This window comes from Azospirillum soli, assembly GCF_017876165.1.
Taxonomy (GTDB): domain Bacteria; phylum Pseudomonadota; class Alphaproteobacteria; order Azospirillales; family Azospirillaceae; genus Azospirillum; species Azospirillum soli.
The window spans coordinates 584038-605408 of the sequence record NZ_JAGINQ010000001.1; the positions used below are offsets into that span (position 1 = coordinate 584038).

The window sequence follows — 21371 nt, forward strand, 5'->3', positions numbered from 1 at the left end:
GGAAGCGGCGATGGACGACAGCGCCCTCAAAGCACCGAAACAGCAGTTCAGCTCGGCCGAGATCACGGCCCTGTCGCATCTCTACCGCGCGGAGATTTACCGCAGCACCGTCTGGCGGACGCGGCTGGACGCCACCACCAACTGGGCGGTAGTTACCACGGGAATCGCGCTGTCGCTGACCTTCAGCAGCGACACGGCCTCGCCCTTACCGCTGGTCTTGGTGGGATTGCTGGTCGCCGTGTTCCTCTACATCGAGGCGCGGCGCTACCGCTTCTTCGACTTCTGGCGCATCCGCGCCCATGTGCTGGAGCTGTATTTCTTCGGCCCGATGCTGCGTGGTCAGGGTGCCCGGATCGACAGCGGGTGGAACGAGATCCTGTACCAGGACTATCGCTCGCCACATCTGCACATCACCTTCACGGAGGCGGCCGGGCGACGGCTGCGGCGGAACTACGGCTGGATCTTCATGATCCAGGTGGTGGCCTATCTTGGAAAGCTGATGATCCACCCCGTGCCCCTGACCTCGCTGGACGAGTTCTTCGCGCGGGCGACCATCGGGCCGGTGCCGGGGCAGATCGTGCTGCTGTGCGGGCTGGTCTTTCACGCAACGTGGATGACCGTCGCGTTCCGGACCTACCGGAGCCGGCGGGGTGCGGATCGCGAGCGACCGCCGCTGCCCGCGACGGACGAAGTGTTGGATTTGGCGCGGGGGCGGTGAGGTTTGCGGTTGCCCCCTCCCCGACCCTCCCCCACTGCGCGGGAGAGGGAGAACGGCCCCCTCCACCGCCAAAGGCGGGGGAGGGTTAGGGAGGGGACAATGGCTCTTACGCCGCGCGGCTGATGGTCTGCGGCGCGAAGTCCTCGCCCGCGTAGTTGCGGCCGAAGCGGTTCGTGATGAAGTCGTTGAACGGCACGTCCTCCTGGCGGACGAAGCCCTGCTGCGGCAAGCGCCCTTCGGACAAAAGGTCCAGCACGGCGCAGATGCCCGAGGCCGTGGTGATCTGGATGGCGCTGTAGTGCTTCCCGCCGGTCTCGCGGCCGTAGATCTTGTTCGCGTAGGTCTCCTGCAACAGCCGGCCGCGCTTCATGCCCGTGACGGTCACGAAGATCAACACCACGTCCTGCATGGTGGCGGGCAGCGAGTGTTCGAGGATGTCTTTCAGAAGCTCGCGCCGGCTGCCGAGCCGCAGGTCGTGCAGCAGCGCCTTCATGATATCGCGGTGCCCCGGATAGCGGACGGAGCGGTAGTTCAGCGTCCGCACCTTGCCGGCCAGCGTCTCGCACAGCGTGCCGAGCCCGCCGGAGGTGTTGAACGCCTCGTACAGGACGCCGTCGAGGGAGAATTCCTCCCGCTCCTCCAGCGGCGGAACGGAGACGAGGCGGCCTTCGACGATGGCCTCGCAGGGCTCCAGATACTCGTTGATGACGCCCTCGGTGCTCCAGGTCAGGTTGTAGTTCAGGGCGTTGGACGGGTATTTGGGCAGGGCGCCGACGCGCATGCGCACGGTGTCCAGGGAATCGAAGCGGGACGCCACGTCGTAGGCGACGATGGAGATGAAGCCCGGCGCCAGACCGCATTGCGGGACGAAGGCGCACGGCGCGCCGTCGGCCAGTTCCTTCACGCGGCGGGTGCTGGCGACGTCCTCCGTCAGGTCGAGGTAATGGGTGCCGCTGGCCCGCGCCGCCTCGGCCACGCCCACCGTCAGGTGGAAGGGCAGCGCGCTCATCACCGCGAACTTGCCCTGCATGGCCTCGGCCAGCGCCGCCGGGTCGGCGGCGTCCAGCACGCGCGTGGCCACCCGCGGATGGTCGGGCAGCCAGTCCAGAGCCTCCGCCGACCGGTCGGCCACGGTCACCCGATAGTCGCCCGTGCCCTTCAGAAGATCGCAGATCGTCTCGCCGATCTTGCCGCCGCCCAGCAGGAGGATGTCGCGCATGTCCCGTTCCCCTCGTTGATTTGATCCCATTCACCTCGAATCTGATCGGTCGGGCCGTCGATTTGCACCGCACAACCTGCCATATTGACGCTTGCGCGATGGCGGAATGACGAAACGGGTGGCGATCTGATGGACGAGCTGGACCAACGGCTGCTCGACGCGCTTCAGGACAACGCGCGGGAACCGACCGCCGCGCTGGCCCGCCGCCTGCGCGTGTCGCGCAGCACGGTGCAGAGCCGCATCCAGCGGCTGGAGGAACGCGGGCTGATCGCCGGCTACACGGTGCGGCTGTCCGACGCGTTTGCGCGCCGGCTGATCCGCGCCCATGTCTCCATCAGCCTGTCGCCGAAACACACCGCTGCCGTGGTGCAGGCCTTGAAGCGCATTCCGGAGGTGCGGGCGCTGCACGCGGTCAGCGGGGCGCAGGACCTGATCGCGGTGATCCGCACCGAGACCATGGAGGACATGGACGCTCTGATCGACCGCATCGGCGCCATCGACGGGATCGAGCGCACCATGTCCTCCATCATCATGGCGACGAAGTTCGAACGCTGAGCCCCGAGGTCATGACGCCAGCTCATGACTCCTGGAAAGAAAGTCGGTTGCGGCCGGACCCGCCAGCGGACACATTCGGAGGAAAATTCATGAGAGGGGCGAAGACGCCATGAAGACCGGAGGCCAGTTGATCGTCGAGGCGCTGGAGGCGCAGGGCGTCGAGCGCCTGTTCTGTGTGCCGGGCGAAAGCTTCCTCGCCGTGCTGGACGCGCTGCACGATTCCAGCATCCGCACCGTCGTCACCCGCCACGAGAGCGGTGCGGCCATGATGGCGGAGGCGCAGGGCAAGCTGACCGGGCGGCCCGGCGTCTGCTTCGTCACGCGCGGGCCGGGCGCCACCAACGCCTCGGCCGGGGTGCATGTGGCGCAGCAGGATTCGACGCCGATGGTGCTGTTCATCGGCCAGATCGAGCGCGGCATGCGCGGGCGCGACGCCTTCCAGGAGGTGGATTACACCCGGATGTTCGGCGGCATGGCCAAGTGGGTGGCGGAGATCGACAGCGCCGACCGCGTGCCGGAGATGATCAGCCGCGCCTTCCACACCGCCATGTCCGGCCGCCCCGGCCCGGTGGTTCTGGCCCTGCCCGAGGACATGCTGGTGGAGACCGCCGACATTCCCGTTGCGCGGCGGGCGGAGCCGGTGGAGAGCGCGCCGACCGCCGCGCAGGTCGCCGAGTTCGAGCGGCTGCTGGCCGGGGCCAAGCGCCCGCTGGTGATCGCCGGTGGTTCCCGCTGGTCGCCGGAGGCGGTGGCCAGCCTGCGCGGCTTCGCCGAGCGGTTCGACCTGCCGGTCGCCGTCACCTTCCGCCGGCAGATGCTGTTCGACCACGCGCACCCGAACTACGCGGGCGACATCGGGCTGGGCATCAACCCGAAGCTGGTCGGGCTGGTCAAGGACAGCGACCTGATCCTGCTGCTGGGCGGCCGCTTCTCCGAGGTGCCGTCGCAGAGCTATGAACTGCTGGGCATTCCGGAGGCGGGCAAGACGCTGATCCACGTCCATCCGGGCGCGGAGGAGCTTGGGCGCGTCTACCGTCCGGACCTCGCCGTCAACGCCACGCCGGGCGCCTTTCTGGACGCGGTGGCCGGGCTGTCCGCCCTGCCCGCCCCGGCGTGGGACGGTCAGGCGGAGGCGGCACACGCGGCCTATCTGGCGTGGAGCGAGCCGCCCACCGCCATCCCCGGCGCGGTGCAGATGGGCAGCGTCATGGCGTGGCTGCGCGACACCCTGCCCGACGACGCGGTGCTGACCAACGGGGCCGGCAACTACGCGACCTGGGTTCACCGCTTCTGGCGCTTCGCCCGGTTCGGGACGCAGCTGGCGCCGGTCTGCGGCTCCATGGGTTATGGGCTACCGGCGGCGATTTCCGCCAAGCTGGCGCATCCGGAGCGCGACGTGCTGTGCTTCGCCGGCGACGGCTGCTTCCAGATGACGGGCCTGGAGTTCGGCACCGCCGTGCAGGAGGGGGCCGCCGTCATCGTGCTGGTCGTGGACAACGGCATGTACGGCACCATCCGCATGCACCAGGAGCGGGAGTATCCCGGCCGCGTTTCCGGCACCGCGCTGCGCAACCCGGACTTCGCCGCCTTCGCCCGCGCCTACGGCGGCCATGGCGAGACGGTGGAGCGCACGGAGGAGTTCGCCCCCGCCTTCCAGCGCGCCAAGGCTTCCGGTTTGCCCGCCATTCTCCATATCAAGCTCGACCCCGAGGCCCTGACGCCGAGCCGGACCCTGTCCGAGATCCGGGCATCCGGCCGGCCGCGCTAATTCATACCGAGGACACGCCCCATGCAGCACCGCGATCTTCTCTCCCGCCTCGGCCTTGAGCTTTCCGCCAATGGTCAGGGCATTGCCGTCCGTTCGCCCATCGACGGCGCGCCGCTGGGCGTCGTGCCGGAGACGCCGGCCTCGGCCATTCCGGACATCGCCGCCAAGTCCATGCGCGCCTTCGAGGCGTGGCGCGAGGTGCCCGCCCCCCGGCGCGGCGAGCTGGTCCGCCTGCTGGGCGAGGAGCTGCGCGCCGCCAAGGAGGATCTGGGCCGGCTCGTCACCCTGGAGATGGGCAAGATCCTGCAAGAGGGCCTCGGCGAAGTGCAGGAGATGATCGACATCTGCGACTTCGCGGTCGGGCTGTCGCGCCAGCTCTACGGCCTGACCATCGCGTCGGAGCGGCCGGGCCACGCCATGCGCGAGACCTGGCATCCAATGGGCCCCTGCGCGGTGATCTCCGCCTTCAACTTCCCGGTCGCGGTGTGGTCATGGAACGCGGCGCTGGCGCTGGTCTGCGGCGACCCGGTGATCTGGAAGCCGTCGGAAAAGACCCCGCTGACCGCGCTCGCCTGCCAGCGCATCTTCGAACGCGCGCTGGAGCGGTTTGGGGGTGCGCCTGACAATCTTTTGCAGGTGGTGAATGGCGGGCGCGACGTGGGCGAGGCGCTGGTCGCCAACCCGCTGGTGCCCATCGTGTCGGCCACCGGCTCCACCCGCATGGGCCGCGAGGTCGCCGTGAAGGTGGCGGAGCGGTTCGGGAAGTCGATCCTCGAACTCGGCGGCAACAACGCGATGATCGTCGCGCCCTCGGCCGACCTCGACATGGCGGTGCGCGCCATCCTGTTCGCGGCGGTCGGCACCTGCGGCCAGCGCTGCACCACGCTGCGCCGCCTGATCGTCCACAAGGACGTGCGCGACAAGCTGCTGCCGCGCCTGAAGTCGGCCTACGGCTCGGTGCCCATCGGCAACCCGCTGGAATCCGGCGTGCTGGTCGGCCCGCTGAACGACAAGGGCGCATTCGAGGCCATGCAGCGCGCGCTGGAGCAGGCCAAGGCCTACGGCGGCACCGTGACCGGCGGCGAGCGCACGCTGGCCGACCGCTTCCCCGACGCTTATTACGTGAAGCCCGCCATCGTGGAGATGCCGGCGCAGACCGACATCGTCCGGCACGAGACCTTCGCGCCGATCCTCTACGTGCTGGGCTATGAGACCCTGGAAGAGGCCATCGCGTTGCAGAACGCGGTGCCGCAGGGGCTTTCGTCCTGCATCTTCACCACCGACATCCGCGAAGCGGAGCGGTTCCTGTCGGCGGCGGGCAGCGACTGCGGCATCGCCAACGTCAACATCGGCCCGTCGGGCGCGGAGATCGGCGGGGCCTTCGGCGGTGAGAAGGAGACCGGCGGCGGGCGCGAGTCCGGGTCGGACAGCTGGAAGGCCTACATGCGCCGGCAGACCGCCACGGTGAACTATTCGAACAACCTGCCGCTGGCGCAGGGCATCAAGTTCGAGATGGGATAAAGGAAAGGGCCGCCCGGAATGCGGGGCGGCCCTTCTCCCTCGTGTGTTATGCGGCTTCCGAACGGAGCCGGGTGTTGGGATTGCTGCGGCGCAGGTGCTCCGCAATCGGCGTCAATTGCGCCAGAACCTGATCGTGAGTCAGGCGGTCGCGGCGAAGCACCGCCTGGGCGATGGGATCGTTGAGTAGTTCGGCAACGCGTAAGCGCCACGTCTGCTTGGGCAGTCCGTTCATTGCTGTGCTCGTTGCAGTGGTTCAGGAAGGTGCCGGCCTTTTCCCCAGCGGCCGCACCCTACGCGCAGGATGTGACAGTTTGGCGCTTCCGGCCCGTGATAATTCGGGTACCTGGACCTCCTGCATACGGACTTAAGGACGGGAACTTTATCCGCCCGGCTTCCGGATCGCGCTTGCCGCGTGCGCTTGATATACTAGAATACTCAAACAAGCCGCCACGCGCGGACCACCAAAGGAACAAAGGATCTGGGAGGCATGAGACTGCATCCGGGCTGCCTTTCCACCCTTCCCGCCGACATCGCGCGGCCCCGCTACGACCGGAGCCGCCTGACCATCGGCATCGTCCATCTGGGCATAGGCGCCTTCCACCGCGCGCATCAGGCCGTCTACACCGACGACGCCCTGAACCGAGATTTCGGCCCCTGGGGCATCACGGGCGTGTCGTTGCGCAGCCCCGACACCTACGACGCACTGGCGCCGCAGGGCGGGCTCTACACCGTGGCGGTCCGCGATGCCGGGGGCGAACACCTGCGCGTCGTCGGCTCCGTCACCGAAGTGCTGGTGGCGCCCGAGGATCCGGAGGCGGTGCTGGAACGGCTGACCCGTCCGACGGTCCGCGTCGTCACCCTGACGGTGACCGAGAAGGGCTACTGCCACGACCCGGCGACCGGCGCGCTGAACGAGGATCATCCGGGCATCCGCCACGACCTCGCCAACCCGCACCGGCCGGAGACGGCGCCGGGCCTGCTGACGGAGGCGCTGGAGCGGCGACGGCGGGCGGGCACGGCGCCCTTCACGGTGCTGTCCTGCGACAACCTGCCGAGCAACGGCGATACCATCGCCGGCATCCTGCGCCGCTTCGCCTCCTTGCGCGATCCCGCCCTGGGCCGCTGGGTGGAGGACAATGTGGCCTTCCCCAACAGCATGGTGGACCGCATCGTCCCCGCCACCACCGACGAGGATCGCGAGGCCGTCTCCCGGCACCTCGGCTGGAAGGACGCGTGGCCGGTGGTGACCGAGCCCTTCTCCCAGTGGGTCATCGAGGACCGCTTCCCCACCGGCCGCCCGGCGTGGGAGCTGGAGGGCGCCCAGTTGGTCGAGGACGTCCGCCCCTACGAGTTCATGAAGCTGCGGCTGCTGAACGCCAGCCATTCGACCATGGCCTACCTCGGCTATCTGGCCGGCTACGCCACCATTTCGGAGACCGTCGCCGACCCGGCCTTCGCCCGGCTGATCCGCGGGCTGATGGACGAGGAGGTGACGCCCACCCTGCCCGTCCCGCCGGGCGCCGACCTCGACCGCTACAAGGCGGCGCTGCTGGAGCGCTTCGCCAACCCGGCGCTGAAGCACCGCACCTGGCAGATCGCCATGGACGGAACGCAGAAGCTGCCGCAACGGCTGCTCGGCACCATCCGCGACCGGCTGGCCGCCGGCGCCCCCATCGACCGGCTGGCGCTGGGGGTGGCGGGCTGGATGCGCTACGTCACCGGCGAGGACGAGACGGGCCAGCCCATCGACGTGCGCGACCCGCTGGCCGCCCGCTTGAAGGCCGTGGCCGATGGTGCCCGACGGTCGGCGGAAACGCTCGCCCCCGCGCTGCTCGGCGTGCGCGAGGTGTTCGGCGACGACCTGCCGGGCAACCCCGCTTTCACCGGCTCCGTGACAAAGGCGCTGGGCCGGCTGCTGGCCGATGGCGCCCGCCGCACCGTGGAGGCCCAGCCATGACCACACGCCGTCGCGTCGGCGTGATCGGGCTGGGCATGGCGTCGGCCCCGCACGTGCAGAGCCTTCTGGATCTGGCGGACCGGGTCGAGGTCGCCGGCGCCTTCAGCCCCAGCGCCGAACGCCGCGCCGCCTTCGCCCGGCGCCACGGGCTGCCGGTGGTGGAGCGGCTGGACGACCTGCTGGGCGATCCCACCGTGACCGCCCTGCTGGTGCTGACGCCGCCCGACACGCACGCGGAGCTGGTCGCCCGCTGCGCCGTCGCCGGCAAGCATGTCCTGCTGGAAAAGCCGCTGGACGCCACGCCGGAGGGCGCCCGCGCCGTCGTTCACAGCATGGAGGCGGCCGGGCTGACGCTGGGCGTCGTGCTGCAACACCGCTTCCGCCCCGCCGCCGAGCGGCTGTCGGCGCTGCTGCGGACGGGCGCGCTGGGCGAGCCGCTGTCCGCCTCGGTCGCCATCCGCTGGTGGCGCGACGACGCCTACTACGCCCAGCCAGGACGTGGGATGAAGGCGCGCGACGGCGGCGGCGTGCTTCTGACCCAGGCCATCCACACGCTGGACCTGTTCGTCGGCCTGCTCGGCCTGCCCCGCGAGATCGCCGGCTACGCGGTGACCAGCCCGCTGCGCCGCATCGACACGGAGGATGTGGTCGCGGCGGCGCTGCGCTACGGCAACGGGATGCTGGCCACCCTGGACGCGACGACGGTCGCCTACCCCGGCTTCCCCGAGCGCATCGAGATCGCCGGCACGGAAGGGTCCGCCCTGCTGTCCGGCGACCGGCTGGAGGTGCACCGGAAATCCGGCGAGACCATCCGGGACGGCGGCGAGGGCGGGACTCTGGGCGGCGGAGCCGATCCCATGGCCTTTTCCAACGCGCATCACCGGGCGGTGCTGTCCGACTTCCTCGACGCGCTGGACCGGGGCCGCCGCCCCCGCGTGGACGGGCGCGAGGCGCTGAAGGTTCACCGCCTCATCGAAGCCCTGCTGCGCACCGCCGAAACCGGCGAGACGGTAACCTTGTGATCAGCCTTCGCGGACGCGGACCTTTTCGCGGTAGAGGATGTAAAGGCCGCTGCCGACGATGACGAGGCCGCCGGCCAGCGTCGAGGGGCTGGGCACCTCGCCGAAGATGAAGACGCCGCAGAGCAGCGCCCAGACCAGCGTCGTGTAGCCGAACGGGGCGACCGTCGCGGCGGGTGCTGCCGTGTAGGCGCGGATCATGCAAAAGTGGCTCAGAGCCCCGGCCGACCCGATCAGCAGCATCAGCGCCCAGCCGGTCGCATCCGGCGTGACCCAGACGAAGGGCAGCGCCAGGGAGCACACCACCGTGCCGACGAGAGCCGTGTAGAAGAAGGTGGTCAGGGGCTGATCGCCGCTGCTCAGGAGGCGCGTGGTGATCTGATACAGCGCGTTGGCGAAGGTGGCGCACACCGGCAGGAGGATGGCCCACTGGAACGTGATGCTGGCCGGCCCGACAATCATCAGCGCCCCCATGAACCCGGCGAGCACACCCATCCAGCGCCGCCACCCCACCCTCTCGCCCAGCAGCGGAACGGACAGGGCCGTCACCACGACCGGCGCCGCGTTGGAGATGGTCACCACGTCCACGAAGGGCAGCAGGCTGATCGACAGCGCCACGATCAGCGTCAGGCCGACCAGCAGCCCCGAACGCGCGAGCTGCAATCCAGGCCGGTTCGACACCATCAGCCGCGGCGAGGGGATCCCGACGAGAAGGAGCGCCCACAGCATGTGCACGGCAAACCGCGCCCAGGCCACCTCGAAGATCGGGTAACTCTGCGTCAGGACGCGCATCGTCGCATCCTGGGTGACGAACAGCAGGGTGGTCACCGTCATCCAGGCGATTCCAGCCCGCCCGGAGGACGTCTTCTCGGCCATGCTCATGATGTGTGGGGGTCCTCGTCCGCTCCGGCGAAACCGGCGGGACACCCTGGTATATCAGCGTACCAAGGACAAGCGACATCCCTGCATGGCACGCCCCCGGCGCGGCGTTCACGTCGCCCGACCTCAACCCGTCCGGTTGTGGCCGCTCTTCGACAGCTTTTCGAGCGCCGCCGCGATGTCGCGGCTCAGCACCGTCAGATTGTCGTTCATGGCCGCGACCACCGGGGCGTAGCCGCTCCCCGGCACACGGTTCGCCAGGCGGGTTTTCTCCCGGACGAGCACCTTTTCCGTCGTACCGTTCTGGATGGTCCAATGGGCTTCGAGAACGCTGTCGCCGGAGACGGTTTGCTCGAAGCGGTCGAACTCGACGGTGACTTCGTAATCGTGGCGGTCGTTGCGCCGGGACGGCAGGACATCGACGCGATCCGAACCCAGGAGGATGGACAGGTTTTCCGCCAGCACCCGCGTGATGTTGGCCGGCAGCCGTTCGGCCCACCGGTCGTCGCGGTTCGCCGCAAGCTCGTGAGGACCGGCATAGGACACGATTTCCGGACGGTCGAGATACTCTGGCATAACAACGGGCTGAACACCGACCGACCGCTTTCCAAAATTCTTCGCGCTGCCCCCCGTCATCGGAGTGAGGACGTAAAGGCGCTGCGGCGCGCTGGAGCAGCTGGACAGAGAGGCTGCCGCCAGCAAACCCCACAGGACACGCCGACGCGCGATCGGTACGGGTGGGCGCATGAGGTTCACCGTCCTGTTATCAGTACGTTCGGTCTGCGGTCGAGCTGGTCGGCGAAGGAACGCAGCGATTTCGAGGCGGCGGACAGGTTGGCGAGGGTCTGTTCCAGGTTGCCGCGCAGTGGAGAGCGCTGGTCCAGCGCGGCATCGACCGTCCGCAGCGTGGCGTCGGCCTGCCGCATGGCCTTCTCCGCCGCAGTTGCGGCTCCCTGCACGCGGGTGCTCAGCGGCCGGATCTCGCCATCGACCGTGGTGATGAGACCGCGCAGATCGCCGACCGCCGCTTGCAGGTCGGTCTGCAAGGCGGTCAGCGCGTCCCCGGTCTCCTTCGTGATGCGGGCGACGTCGCCCAGCAGCGGCTTCGATTGGTCGTTCGCCGTCGCCATGAGGGACTCGAACTGTTGCAGCCCGCCGGCGAGGGCGACGATGGAGGCCTTCAGTTCCGGTTCGCCGAGCAGAGCGTCAACGCGTTCCAGAACCTGAACGGCCGAGCTGGCGATCTTCTCCAGGGGCAGGTTGCCCAGCGTCTGCTTCAGCGTTTCCAGATCCGACTGGACCGACGGGATCTCGACCACGTTGGGGGGCAGTCCGCCGACCAGCGTGGCCGGAGTGTCCGGATAGAAGCTGAGTTCGATGGCCAGCAGGCCGGTTACCAGACTCTGCGACACCAGCTTGGCCCGCAGCCCCTTGTCGACCAGCCGTCTGAACTCGTCGGCGCGGAGCGGGCGGTCGGTCCACCGGACGGAGCCGGGAACGAACTCGAACTCCACCGGCATGCGCGCGGCCAGGGTCGTGTTGTCCGCGACCAGCTGGATCGACTTCACCTCACCGATCCGCACGCCGAGGTAGGTCACCGGCGCACCCACCTCCAGCCCGGCGACCGAGCCCTGGAAATAGGCGCCGCCGCGCGGGCGCTTGGCGAACAGGTTGCCGCCGCCGAACAGGGCGACGGTCGCGACCAGCAACACCACGGCACCGACGACGAAGCCGCCGACCACCTTTGGATTTGCATGCGCTGCCATGGGGTGCCTCCTTCCGGTCCACGGGAATCGTCAGGCGGGTGCCGGTTCGGTGGCGCCCCGGCGTAGGAACTCCCGCACCTTCGGGCTTTCCGCATGGTCGATCAGGGTCCGTGGATTGCCGTGCGCGATGGCCGTGCGCGTTTCCGCGTCCAGGAACACCGCGTCGTCGGCGATGGCGAAAATGCTGGCGAGTTCGTGGGTCACGATGACCACGGTGGCGCCGAGATTGTCCCGCAGTTCCAGAATGAGATCGTCCAGCCGGCGGGAGCTGAGCGGGTCGAGGCCGGCGGACGGCTCGTCCAGGAACAGGATGTCGGGGTCGAGCGCCATGGCGCGGGCGAGCCCGGCCCGCTTGCGCATGCCGCCGCTGATCTCCGACGGGTAAAACTCCTCGAAGCCGCGCAGGCCGACCAGCGCCAGCTTCAGAGCCACCATCTCCGTCACCTCGCGGGCGTCCAGCCGGGTGTAGAGCCCCAGCGGCAGCGCGACGTTCTCGGCCAGGGTCATCGAACTCCACAGAGCGCCGCTCTGGAACAGCACGCCGAAGCGCCGGCTGATCGCCATCCGCTGGTCGGAATCGACGGTCCAGAAGCTCTCGCCGTCGTAGAGGACGTCGCCGCGCGCCGGCCGGTTCAGCCCGATCATGTGCTTCAGCATGGTGCTCTTGCCGCAGCCGCTGTCGCCCATGATGACGAAGATCTCGCCACGCCGGACGGTGAAGCTGACGTTGCGCTGCACGACGTAGGAGCCGAACGCCATCTCCAGGTCGCGGACGACGATGCGCGGTTCCGGCGGGGGATGTGGCGGGGGATTTGGTGGAGCTTGGGGGAGCGGTTCCATGGCGCCCTCCTACAGCCCGACGATGTTGAGCAGCACGGCCAGCACCGCGTCGCTGATGATAATGTAGACCAGCGCGGTCACCACGGCCGAGGTCGCGGCGTTGCCCACCGCCGCCGCGCTGCGTCCCGACTGGATCCCGCGCATGCAGCCGGCAATGGCGACCAGCGCGCCGAACAGAACGCTCTTGCCCCAGCCGATGAAGAAGTCGGAGAAGGTGAAGCTGGCGCGTGTCTGTTCCAGATAGACGGTGCCGGTCAGGTCCAGCATCCCGATGCCGACCAGAAACCCGCCGAACATGCCGGCGAAGGCCGAATAGAGGTAGAGCAGCGGCATCATCAGCATCAGGGCCAGCATGCGCGGCAGCACCAGGAAATCGACGGGCGAGACGCCCAGCGTGGTCAGCGCGTCGATCTCCTCGTTCGCCTGCATGGTGCCGAGTTGTGCTGCAAAGGCCGCCCCGGTTCGCCCGGCCAGCACGATGGCGGTCATGATCGCCGCCATCTCGCGGGTCATCGCGACGGTGACGAGGTTCGCCACGTAGATCTCCGCCCCGAAGGTGCGCAGCTGCACCGCGCCGACGAAGGCGAGAATCAAGCCGACCAGCAGCGAAATGACCGACGCGATGGCCAGCGCCTCCGCCCCGCATTCCTGAATGGTCAGCATCAGGTCGGACCTGCGGAAGCGGGCCTTTCCGGCGAGCAGGCGGAGAAAGGCCAGGGTCGCCTCACCCAGGAAGGCCAGCGTGCCCTGCCATCCCTTCCAGGCGCGCAAGGTCGCCTCGCCCACCAGGACGAGCGGGGATTTGCCCGCCCCGGCGCGGCCCGTTCCGGTCTTTTCCGGCACGGCCAGCGCCAGATCGACCAGCCGCCGGACGCCGGGCGGCAGGTCCGCCTTGTCGAACGCGATGTTCCGCGTCCGGCACAGCGATTCCAGAGCCGCGACGTAGGAGACCAGGGAGGAGTCCCAGCGGCCGAGGCCGGGGGCTTGGACCGCGACGTGGTTCAGGGACGGGCGGCCGTCCAGGAACATCGCCGCCTCCGCCACGGACGGCATACCGTGCCGCACGACCCAATCGCCGGTGCAGAGAACCGCCAGGGTCCGGTCGTCGGGCGTTTCCAGGCGCACGGGTGCAAGCATGGCGTCATCCTGATCCCCGGAACGACCGTCAATAGCCCGAGGAACTCCGGCTCTTCTGGGATTGCGACCCCTGCTGCACGCCGCGCTCGTAGGCCGAAGCCTCGGTCTTCTTGTGGTAGTCGTAGAGCAGGCCGCCGGCCAGGCCGGCGCCGGCGCCGATGGCGGCACCCATGCCGGCGTTGCCGGCGATGGCCCCGATCAGCGCACCGCCGGCCGCACCGCCGGTCGTGCCGGTGAGGGCCCGCTGCTGCGTCGCCGACATGTCGGAGCAGGCGGCAAGGGGAAGCGCCAGGGCGGCGACCCGAACGATGTGTTTGAGCGTCATGTCCGTGCCCATCTTGGTTGGCCTCTGGTCGGGTGGAGGATGGCGGATGAAAGATGGTCTGGCGCCGCGCTCAGCCCTGGCAGGGGTAGCGCTGCGCCAGGAAGCGGAACATCCCTTCCACCGGAGGCGTGTTCATCTGATTGGGATTCTGCTTCGCCCAGGCGACGAAGGCCGCGATGGCCTCGTTGCGCGAGGGCGGCGGGTTCGGCGCGCAGATCAACCGGCGCTTGCCTTCGGCCGCCGCCGCGATCTGGTGGTACTGGTAGGCGCCGACGGCGAAGCCGTGGCAGAAATGCAGCGCCGCGATGCCGGTCGGATCGGTCGGCGAAGCCTCGCACAGCCGTATGAGATCGCCCGTCGTCCGGACCTGAAAGTTGGTTTCCGTGGGGGTCGGCACCGTCTGCGCGCCGACGGTCGAGGTGGCTGCGGCGGTGATGATGGCCGCAAGAGCAAGCTTGGTTCGCTGTTTCATCGTGTGCTCCCGACATTGTCGAAGCCGGCTTTGCACGCGGCGCTTTAAAAAGGACGACGCAAGGGAATCCCCAAATCGGAAATCGCCTTGCACACTCTTCGCGTGCGGCACCATTCGGTCATCACGCCGTTGATGGTGATGAGTCATGGAGTCCTGAGACTATTGATCCGCGCACGGGTGGAGAATTGGAAGTATCATTCCACCCCGCGCACCCCCTGCTACCGTAACTCTTCCGCCGCGAACATTAGGGCACGCCTGCATTTGTTGGACGATGTCCGCCTGATGCGGTTCGTTACCGTAACGGGACCAACGGTTGCACACTTCAAGACCTGCCGATGCCGGGCGCAAGCTGATCCGGGCCATTTTTTAAAGAGCCATGAGGGAGGGCATCGGAGATGGCGAACGAAGGCGTACAAACGGAAACGACGAACAAGCACGCAACGCGCGTGATGATCGGCACCTTGGCGGTCGTGCTCGGTGCGGTCGTGCTCGGTGGCCTGTCCCCCGCGCGGGCCCAGGATGCGCCGCTCGCCACCCTGCCTCAAAAATGCGAGCAGGCGGCGACCGAACGCCTCAGCGCGATGGGGCTGGCCAACGCGGTGACCCGCGGCATGCCGTCGGAAATCCGCAGCGGCGTCACCATCCCGTCCGGCTATCGGGCGCGTTATTACAACCCGAACTGCGGCGGCTATGTAGTGATGAACTTTGACAGCATGTGCGGTTACGAGCAGACCTATACGACGGGCAATTGCCGCATGCAGGGCATGCCCCACTGGTGGTAGGAAAGTGCGGGCGCCGAGGTCGCCCGCCCTTTCCAAACGTCAGTATGCTACCGCCCCGCGCCTCTTCTCCTTCACGGCCTTGGCGGCTCGCGCCGGAACCGGCGGTTCGATTTCCGGCGCGGCATAGCCGGGCGGGGTCTTGGCCCAGGGATAGCCGTTGACCGCCAGGTCGTAACCGACCTTGAACAGCTCCTTCATGTAGACCGGGTCGAACGGCTCCTTCAGCGGGGTCTTGAAGGTCTCGGGGATGTAGGCGAGGTTGAAGTCGATGCCGTCGCGCTGCGTGGTGATGTAGATGCGGTACAGATCCCCCACCCCCTGCGTCTGAATCAGCGACGAGACGGCCCGGTTCGCGATACTCAGCGTCTGGCGCTCGACCTGCGCCCAGTCCGGATCGAGCCGCGCGTTGCGGATGACGAACAGCCGCCGCTGGCGCGTGATCCCCGCCTGCTGCGCTTCCGTCCGCAGGTTCAGGCTGGGGGGATAGACGAACACCTGCGCCGTGGCGCCGCCGTCCACATGCATTTCCTCGAACTTGCGTCCATCCGCCGCGACGTCGATCATGACGGGCGGGAACGCCCCCGGAATGGCGGCCGAGGCCACCAGCAGAGTCTGGACCAGTTCAAGCGCCTGCGGATTGTGGGTGGCCGCGATCTTGGTCACGTTCCAGATGACCGGGCGGCGCGCGTCGAGGTTGGTGGTGCCGATGAGCAGCATGCGGCCTTTCTCGTGTTCGGCCGCGATGGCGTCGAGCATGTTCTGATCGAAGATCCGCCGGACCAGCTTCCTCAACGGCGCGGTGTCCGCCATGGCGTCGTTGTTAATGGCGGCCATGAAGCCGCGCTGTTCGAGAATGTCCTTGCCCGTGATGGTCGTGTAGACCTCCTTCAGCTTGTCGTCGTATTCCGGCCCCAGAAACGCGAAGGGCGCGATCAGCGCCCCGGTGCTGATGCCGGTGACCCCCTTGAAGCGGGGCCGCGTTCCCGCCGCCGTCCAGCCCACCAGCAGGCCGGCACCGAAGGCGCCATCCTCGCCGCCGCCCGAAATCGCCAGGAAATCCGCCGGGGGAAGCGGTCCCCGGTGGCCCGCCTGCTGAAGCAGGTCCCGCTCGCGGCGCACGGTCTCAAGGCCGTCGCGCAGGAACTCGCTGCTATCGCCATCCGCCCAATAGCGGACATCGGGCATGCCCTCGACGCTGGCTTTCGCCTGGATGCCGGCGGGCACCGCTTCGAGGCGGGTGGGCGACGAGCAGCCCGCGATGCCAAGCACGGCGAACAGCAAGCCCGCCAGGGCCGTCATGGCAGCGCGACGTTTCGGTGCAGGCTGCAAAGGTCGCATGTTTCAACCTCTCGGGGCAGACGCTCAGAACCAGCTCTTGGCTGACGGCTGGATCGACACGGCAAGCGCTTCGCTGACCACGGCGGTGATGGTGTCGCCGACCTTCAGCGAGGGAAGCTTGGCCTGCCGGACCGGGTCCGTGACGGTGACGGTGACGACCTCGCCGCCCTGCGGACTGACGAGATCGACGCTGTGCGAGGCGAGGTCGATGCCGACCACCAGCCCGCTGATCATCGTCGTCTGGACGCCGACCCCGCCCGGTGCCTCGGCCGGCCGCGCGATGGTCTGCCGGATCGAATCCTCGGGCACGCTTTCGCCGGGCTCGGAAATCAGGAACGCGACGGAGCGGTAGTACTGGGCATCGACGACGTCCCCAACCTTCAGCATTTCAAGGCGGACGTCAGGCCCGGCCGTGACGGTGACCGGCGTGCGCGACCGTCCGGTGAGCGTCACCTGCCGCTTGGCCGGGTCGATGGCGGTGATCTTGGCGTGGATCGTGACGGCGGCGTCACCCGGCACGATGTTGGTCAGGGTCTGCCGGGTCTGTGCGGCCGCCGGCGAGGGCTGGATGGCTGGCACGGCAAGCGCCCCGCAAAGAACGAGAGCCGCCGCGATGGAAAAGGTCGGGAAAGCTGCGCAGGGTTTCATGCTGTTCTCCTGTTTTTGCACACGCTGCTCCGCATTTTTCTTTGGGCATTTCCCTTCGGGGTGCGACTGACGCCTATTCGGCCACGGCATCGCCCGGCTCGTTGCCACCGCTCCATTCCCGGATCAGGCCGTAGGCCACGGCAAGCAGCGTCGGGCCGAGGAAGATGCCGATCAGTCCAAAGGCGATGAGGCCGCCGACGATTCCGAGGAAAATCACGATGAAGGGAAGGTCGCTGCTTCGGCCGATCAGGATCGGGCGCAGGATGTTGTCGAGGCTCCCGACCAGCAGGCCGACCCAGGCCACCAGGAAGATCGCCATCCCCGTGCGCCCCTGGGCGGCCAGCCAGATCGCGGCGGGCAGCCAGATCACCGCCGGCCCCATCGGTATCAGCGTCAGGAAGAAGGTGATGAAGCCGAGGAAGAAGGCGCCGGGAAGGCCGGCGATCCAATAGCCCACCGTCGCGGCGATGGCCTGGACCAGCGCGGTGCCGAGCACGCCATGAACGACGCCGTTGATCGTTTCGGCCGCGACGTCCAGGGATTGCCGGGCGCGCATTCCGGCGATCCTCCCCATGACGCTGCGCAGCCGGTGCACGGCGGCGCGGCCGTCGCGATAAAGGAAGAAGGCGATCAGGACACTGACCGCGATCAGCGACGTTCCGGAGAGAAGGTTTCCACCGGTCGCCAGAACCCAATCGCGAACCCGTCCGACATAGGGCAGAAGCATCGTGCGCAAATTGGCCTCGCCGGTCATCAACGCGCCCCAGATCTCCTGCAGGCGGTCGCCGAGGACCGGGACGCCGGCCAGCCAGCCCGGCAGAGGCGGAAGGCCCCGGTCCATCGCCGTGTGCGCCGATTCAAAGACCTGGAGAACGCTTTCCGACAGCTTGACCCCCAGCACGACGAGAGGGCCGACCAGCAGCGTCATGACCAGCAGCGTCATGATGGCCGCCGACAGCGTCGTCCGGCCGCCGAGCGCCCGTTCCAACCGTGCGTGCAGCGGCCATGTGCTGAAGGACAGGATGATGGCCCACAGGATCGCCGCGATGAAGGGGCGCAGCACGACGAAGCAGCCGACCAGCAGAACCATGAGCATGGACAGGACGAGCGCCTTGCGGACATAGCTCATCTCGTACCGTTCCGGAGATTCCGATGCGTCGGCGCGCGGCATGAATCGGTCGTGAATGAAGTCCGCCATGACGTTTGTCCCCTGTTCAGGGTGCGATGGCCCAGGTGCCCCGGTCGGTCTTGCAGAAGTTCATCCGGTAAGGGACTTGGTTCTGCGCGCGCATGATGTTGAACCGGACGTGGCGGCAGGACAGGCCGTCGCGCTCATAGGCGCCTTCGACCATCATGTCGCCGCGAAAGCCGGTCTTGGGGTTGCTCCAGTCGCCCCGGCTGCCGGTTTCCCCCTCGTCCAGCACCTTGCGCATGGCGTCGGAGAACATGCTCCAGTCCTCCGATGTGAAGTCGGTGCCGCCGCGCCCACCGAAGAGGAAGGCGAACTGCGCGAAGGCCGGCGCGGACGCGCCCAGAATGCATAAGAAGAGGGCGGTGACCGTCAGCCTGCGCGATGTCGGTGTCATGATGCACCTCGTTTCCTTGAGAAAAGCGGCACGGCGTCACGCGTTCTGGTCCTGCTTGACCGACGTTGCGGCGTAGGCGCCCTTCCCGCCGCCGAGATACCCTTCCGCCGTGGTCGTCGCGAAAAACTGCATGAGACGGGCGACGACCCCGGTCCAGCCGGTCTGGTGGCTCGCCCCGATCCCGGCACCGATGTCGCCGTGGAAGTATTCGTAGAACAGGACGCAGTCGTTCCAGTGCGGATCCTTCTGGAACGTCTCCACGCCGCCGAACACCGGTCGGTTGCCGTTTTCGTTGCGCAGGAAGATGCTTTCCAGACGCCGCGATATTTCCTTGGCGACCTCGTAGAGGTTCATCATCCGGCCCGATCCGGTCGGGCATTCGATGAGGAAGTCGTTTCCGAAATAGGCGTAATATTCCAGCAGGCCGCGAACGATCAGCGCGTTGACCGGCATCCAGATCGGCCCGCGCCAGTTCGAGTTGCCGCCGAACATGCCGCTGTCGGATTCCGCCGGCAGATAGGGCACCCGGAAGTCCTGGCCCCCGACATTGAAGACGTAAGCGTGGTCGGCGTGGTGCCGGGACAGCGACCGGATGCCGTAGGGGCTGAGGAATTCCCCTTCGTCCAGCATGCGCGCGAGGACGCGGCGCAAGCGGGTCTCGTTCAGGATCGCGCCCAGCCGCCGGCCCTCGACGCCGGTCCGCCGGGGATCGTGCATGGCCCCCAGCAGTTCCGGACGTTGCGCCAGGAAGGCGTGGAAGCGCGCCGCGACCTCCGGATGCTTCGCCAGGACCTCGCCGTCGAACACGCAGGTCGCGCACAGCGGCAGCAGCCCCACCAGCGAACGGACCTTCAGACGCTCGGCCCGCCCGTCCGGCAGCCGCAACACGTCGTAGAAGAAGCCGTCCTCCTCGTCCCACATGCCGGTGTCGTCGCCGATGCGGGTCATCGCCGACGCGATCCACAGGAAATGCTCCGTGAACTTGACGGCCATGTCGGCGTAGAGCGGATCGGTCTTCGTCAGCTCCGCCGCGATCTCCAGCATGTTCAGGCAGTAGAGCGCCATCCAGGCGGTGCCGTCCGCCTGTTCCAGATGGCCGCCGGTCGGCAGCGGCGCGCTGCGGTCGAACACGCCGATGTTGTCGAGGCCGAGGAAACCGCCCTCGAAGATGTTCTTTCCCTCGCGGTCCTTGCGGTTGACCCACCAGGTGAAGTTCAGCAGCAGCTTGTGGAAGGTCTGTTCCAGCCAGTGATGATCCGCCTCGCGATCGCGCGACTTCAGCAGCCGGTAGGTGAAGATGGTGGACCAGGCGTGGACCGGCGGGTTCACGTCGCCGAAGTTCCACTCATAGGCCGGGATCTGCCCGTTGGGGTGCAGGTAGCGCTCGCGCAGCATCAGCTCCAGCTGCTGCTTGCCGAAATCGGGATCGACCAGCGTCAGGGCGGTGACGTGGAAGGCCAGATCCCAGGCCGCATACCAGGGATATTCCCACTTGTCCGGCATCGACACGATGTCGGCGTTGTGCATGTGGTGCCACTGGTTGTTGCGCGGCCCGGCCCGGTGCGCCGCCGCGAAGGGGTTGGCCCCGTGCTGCGTCAGCCAGGTGCCGACGTCGTATTCGTAATACTGCTTGCTCCACAGCATGCCGGCCAGCGCCTGACGGTACACCAGCATTTCGTCCGCGTTGAAGGACGGCGGGGTGATGGCCGCGTAGAAAGCGTCGGCCTCCTGCCGGCGGGCGTCGAACAGATCGGTGAAAGCGGCGCCGAAGACGTCCTCGTTTTCCGTCGCCGGGGCGGCGCCGTCCAGGTCGAGGCGCAGGCGGATGGTCCGGCTCTCGCCGGGGCCAAGCGTCAGGCGATAGTGGGCCGCCGCCTTGGTGCCCGTCCTCTCCGGATTCACCGCCTCCGCCTGTCCGTGGACGATACAGGCGTCGATGCCGTCCTTGACGTAGGGGGTGCGGTTCGGGGCGCCGAACAGCCGTTGCCGGTTGGTCTCGTTCTCGGTGAACAGCAACTCCGGATCGCCCTCGCAGTGCAGCGCCTTTTCCCCCTCCTCGGGGTCGAGGGCGGCGATGCCGCGGCCCCGCGCGGCCTCGCGGAGAGACGGTTTGCGCTCCGCGTCCTCCGAGCCGTCGTCCCGTGACCACTGGTTGCGCCACCACAGCGTCGGCAGGACATGCAGGTCCGCCGTTTCCGGGCCTCGGTTGAAGACCGTGATCGCCATCAGGATGCGTTCCGGGGACGCCTTGGCATATTCTACGAACACGTCGAAATAGCGGTTCTGGTCGAACACACCGGTTTCGATCAGCTCGTATTCGAATTCCTGGCGGCTCCGCCGGCGGTTTGTTTCGACCAAGTCGCTGTAGGGGAAGGCCGCCTGCGGATACTTGTACAGATACTTCATGTAGGAGTGGGTCGGCGTGCTGTCGAGGTAGTAGTAGTATTCCTTCACATCCTCGCCGTGGTTGCCTTCGCTGTTGGTCAGCCCGAACAGCCGTTCCTTGAGAATGGCATCGCGCCCGTTCCACAGCGCCAGCGCAAAGCAGAGCCGCTGGCGGTCGTCGGAAATGCCGGCAAGGCCGTCCTCGCCCCACCGGTAGGCGCGGGAGCGGGCGTGGTCGTGCGGGACGTAGTTCCAGGCGTCGCCGTGTTCGCTGTAGTCCTCGCGCACGGTTCCCCACTGCCGCTCGCTGAGGTAGGGTCCCCATTTCTTCCAGGGGATGCCCTGTTCGCGCGCCTGCTCAAGCCGCGCATGCTCGGCCGTCCGACCGCTTTCCAGCCGTTCCCCCCGATCAGGCATTCCCCCCTCCCTCGCTGGACCGTTTGTTGATGTTCCCGC

The 21371-nt window shown here is 67.9% G+C and carries 21 protein-coding genes; 7 read left to right on the top strand and 14 right to left on the bottom strand.

Features of this window, described 5'->3' with window-relative positions; translation table 11 throughout:
- Positions 1–10 precede the first annotated feature (10 nt).
- Positions 11–718: a DUF2270 domain-containing protein gene (locus J2852_RS02775; protein ID WP_209870531.1), complete on the top strand. Its 708-nt coding sequence runs from the start codon at positions 11–13 to the stop codon at positions 716–718.
- Between the two features lie 106 nt (positions 719–824).
- On the opposite strand, the gene J2852_RS02780 is transcribed toward J2852_RS02775, so the two are convergent.
- Positions 825–1937, bottom strand: a complete 1113-nt coding sequence (locus tag J2852_RS02780) for a saccharopine dehydrogenase family protein (protein ID WP_209870533.1) — start codon at positions 1935–1937, stop codon at positions 825–827.
- Between the two features lie 129 nt (positions 1938–2066).
- Here J2852_RS02780 and J2852_RS02785 point away from each other — a divergent pair, with 129 nt between their 5' ends.
- The 3 genes from J2852_RS02785 to amaB all read left to right on the top strand — a co-directional run bounded on the left by J2852_RS02785 (position 2067) and on the right by amaB (position 5781).
- Positions 2067–2492: an Lrp/AsnC family transcriptional regulator gene (locus J2852_RS02785; protein ID WP_343206669.1), complete on the top strand. Its 426-nt coding sequence runs from the start codon at positions 2067–2069 to the stop codon at positions 2490–2492.
- Positions 2493–2601: 109 nt separating this feature from the next.
- The gene (locus J2852_RS02790) at positions 2602–4260 is read left to right on the top strand and encodes a thiamine pyrophosphate-binding protein (protein WP_209870536.1); all 1659 of its coding nucleotides are present in this window, start codon (positions 2602–2604) and stop codon (positions 4258–4260) included.
- Between the two features lie 21 nt (positions 4261–4281).
- Entirely contained in the window at positions 4282–5781 is a 1500-nt protein-coding gene (amaB, locus tag J2852_RS02795) for an L-piperidine-6-carboxylate dehydrogenase (protein WP_209870539.1), read from the top strand.
- Positions 5782–5827: 46 nt separating this feature from the next.
- Here amaB and J2852_RS02800 read toward each other — a convergent pair whose 3' ends face one another.
- Positions 5828–6013, bottom strand: a complete 186-nt coding sequence (locus tag J2852_RS02800; RefSeq protein WP_209870541.1) for a hypothetical protein — start codon at positions 6011–6013, stop codon at positions 5828–5830.
- A 255-nt stretch (positions 6014–6268) separates the two neighbouring features.
- Here J2852_RS02800 and J2852_RS02805 point away from each other — a divergent pair, with 255 nt between their 5' ends.
- Complete coding sequence (locus J2852_RS02805; RefSeq protein ID WP_209870543.1) at positions 6269–7738, top strand: mannitol dehydrogenase family protein; 1470 nt, start codon at positions 6269–6271, stop codon at positions 7736–7738.
- Positions 7735–8760 (top strand): Gfo/Idh/MocA family protein, encoded by a 1026-nt coding sequence (locus J2852_RS02810; RefSeq protein ID WP_209870547.1) that lies wholly within the window; start codon positions 7735–7737, stop codon positions 8758–8760. Before J2852_RS02805 ends, J2852_RS02810 begins: the two co-directional genes overlap by 4 nt.
- On the opposite strand, the gene J2852_RS02815 is transcribed toward J2852_RS02810, so the two are convergent.
- The 7 genes from J2852_RS02815 to J2852_RS02845 all read right to left on the bottom strand — a co-directional run bounded on the left by J2852_RS02815 (position 8761) and on the right by J2852_RS02845 (position 14176).
- Positions 8761–9639 carry a DMT family transporter gene (locus J2852_RS02815; RefSeq protein ID WP_209870550.1) on the bottom strand — a complete coding sequence of 293 codons (879 nt, stop codon included), beginning with the start codon at positions 9637–9639 and terminating at the stop codon, positions 8761–8763.
- A 123-nt stretch (positions 9640–9762) separates the two neighbouring features.
- Positions 9763–10383 carry a PqiC family protein gene (locus J2852_RS02820; RefSeq protein WP_209870553.1) on the bottom strand — a complete coding sequence of 207 codons (621 nt, stop codon included), beginning with the start codon at positions 10381–10383 and terminating at the stop codon, positions 9763–9765.
- Between the two features lie 5 nt (positions 10384–10388).
- Positions 10389–11402: an MlaD family protein gene (locus tag J2852_RS02825; RefSeq protein ID WP_209870555.1), complete on the bottom strand. Its 1014-nt coding sequence runs from the start codon at positions 11400–11402 to the stop codon at positions 10389–10391.
- Positions 11403–11432: 30 nt separating this feature from the next.
- Complete coding sequence (locus J2852_RS02830) at positions 11433–12242, bottom strand: ABC transporter ATP-binding protein (RefSeq protein ID WP_209870558.1); 810 nt, start codon at positions 12240–12242, stop codon at positions 11433–11435.
- A 9-nt stretch (positions 12243–12251) separates the two neighbouring features.
- Positions 12252–13379 carry an MlaE family ABC transporter permease gene (locus J2852_RS02835; RefSeq protein WP_209870561.1) on the bottom strand — a complete coding sequence of 376 codons (1128 nt, stop codon included), beginning with the start codon at positions 13377–13379 and terminating at the stop codon, positions 12252–12254.
- 28 nt (positions 13380–13407) lie between these two features.
- Positions 13408–13704 carry a glycine zipper family protein gene (locus tag J2852_RS02840; protein WP_209870563.1) on the bottom strand — a complete coding sequence of 99 codons (297 nt, stop codon included), beginning with the start codon at positions 13702–13704 and terminating at the stop codon, positions 13408–13410.
- A 70-nt stretch (positions 13705–13774) separates the two neighbouring features.
- The gene (locus tag J2852_RS02845; protein WP_209870565.1) at positions 13775–14176 is read right to left on the bottom strand and encodes a Rap1a/Tai family immunity protein; all 402 of its coding nucleotides are present in this window, start codon (positions 14174–14176) and stop codon (positions 13775–13777) included.
- Between the two features lie 395 nt (positions 14177–14571).
- Here J2852_RS02845 and J2852_RS02850 point away from each other — a divergent pair, with 395 nt between their 5' ends.
- The gene (locus J2852_RS02850) at positions 14572–14958 is read left to right on the top strand and encodes a hypothetical protein (RefSeq protein ID WP_209870568.1); all 387 of its coding nucleotides are present in this window, start codon (positions 14572–14574) and stop codon (positions 14956–14958) included.
- Between the two features lie 39 nt (positions 14959–14997).
- Here J2852_RS02850 and J2852_RS02855 read toward each other — a convergent pair whose 3' ends face one another.
- The 5 genes from J2852_RS02855 to J2852_RS02875 form a co-directional block, all read right to left on the bottom strand.
- Positions 14998–16257 (bottom strand): patatin-like phospholipase family protein, encoded by a 1260-nt coding sequence (locus J2852_RS02855; RefSeq protein ID WP_209870571.1) that lies wholly within the window; start codon positions 16255–16257, stop codon positions 14998–15000.
- A 63-nt stretch (positions 16258–16320) separates the two neighbouring features.
- Entirely contained in the window at positions 16321–16944 is a 624-nt protein-coding gene (locus tag J2852_RS02860; RefSeq protein ID WP_209870573.1) for a hypothetical protein, read from the bottom strand.
- A 73-nt stretch (positions 16945–17017) separates the two neighbouring features.
- Positions 17018–18142 carry an AI-2E family transporter gene (locus J2852_RS02865; RefSeq protein WP_209870576.1) on the bottom strand — a complete coding sequence of 375 codons (1125 nt, stop codon included), beginning with the start codon at positions 18140–18142 and terminating at the stop codon, positions 17018–17020.
- A gap of 16 nt (positions 18143–18158) precedes the next feature.
- Positions 18159–18530, bottom strand: a complete 372-nt coding sequence (locus J2852_RS02870) for a hypothetical protein (RefSeq protein WP_209870579.1) — start codon at positions 18528–18530, stop codon at positions 18159–18161.
- 36 nt (positions 18531–18566) lie between these two features.
- A complete protein-coding gene (locus J2852_RS02875) occupies positions 18567–21332 on the bottom strand; it encodes an MGH1-like glycoside hydrolase domain-containing protein (protein ID WP_209870582.1) in 2766 nt (921 codons plus the stop codon).
- Positions 21333–21371 lie beyond the last annotated feature (39 nt).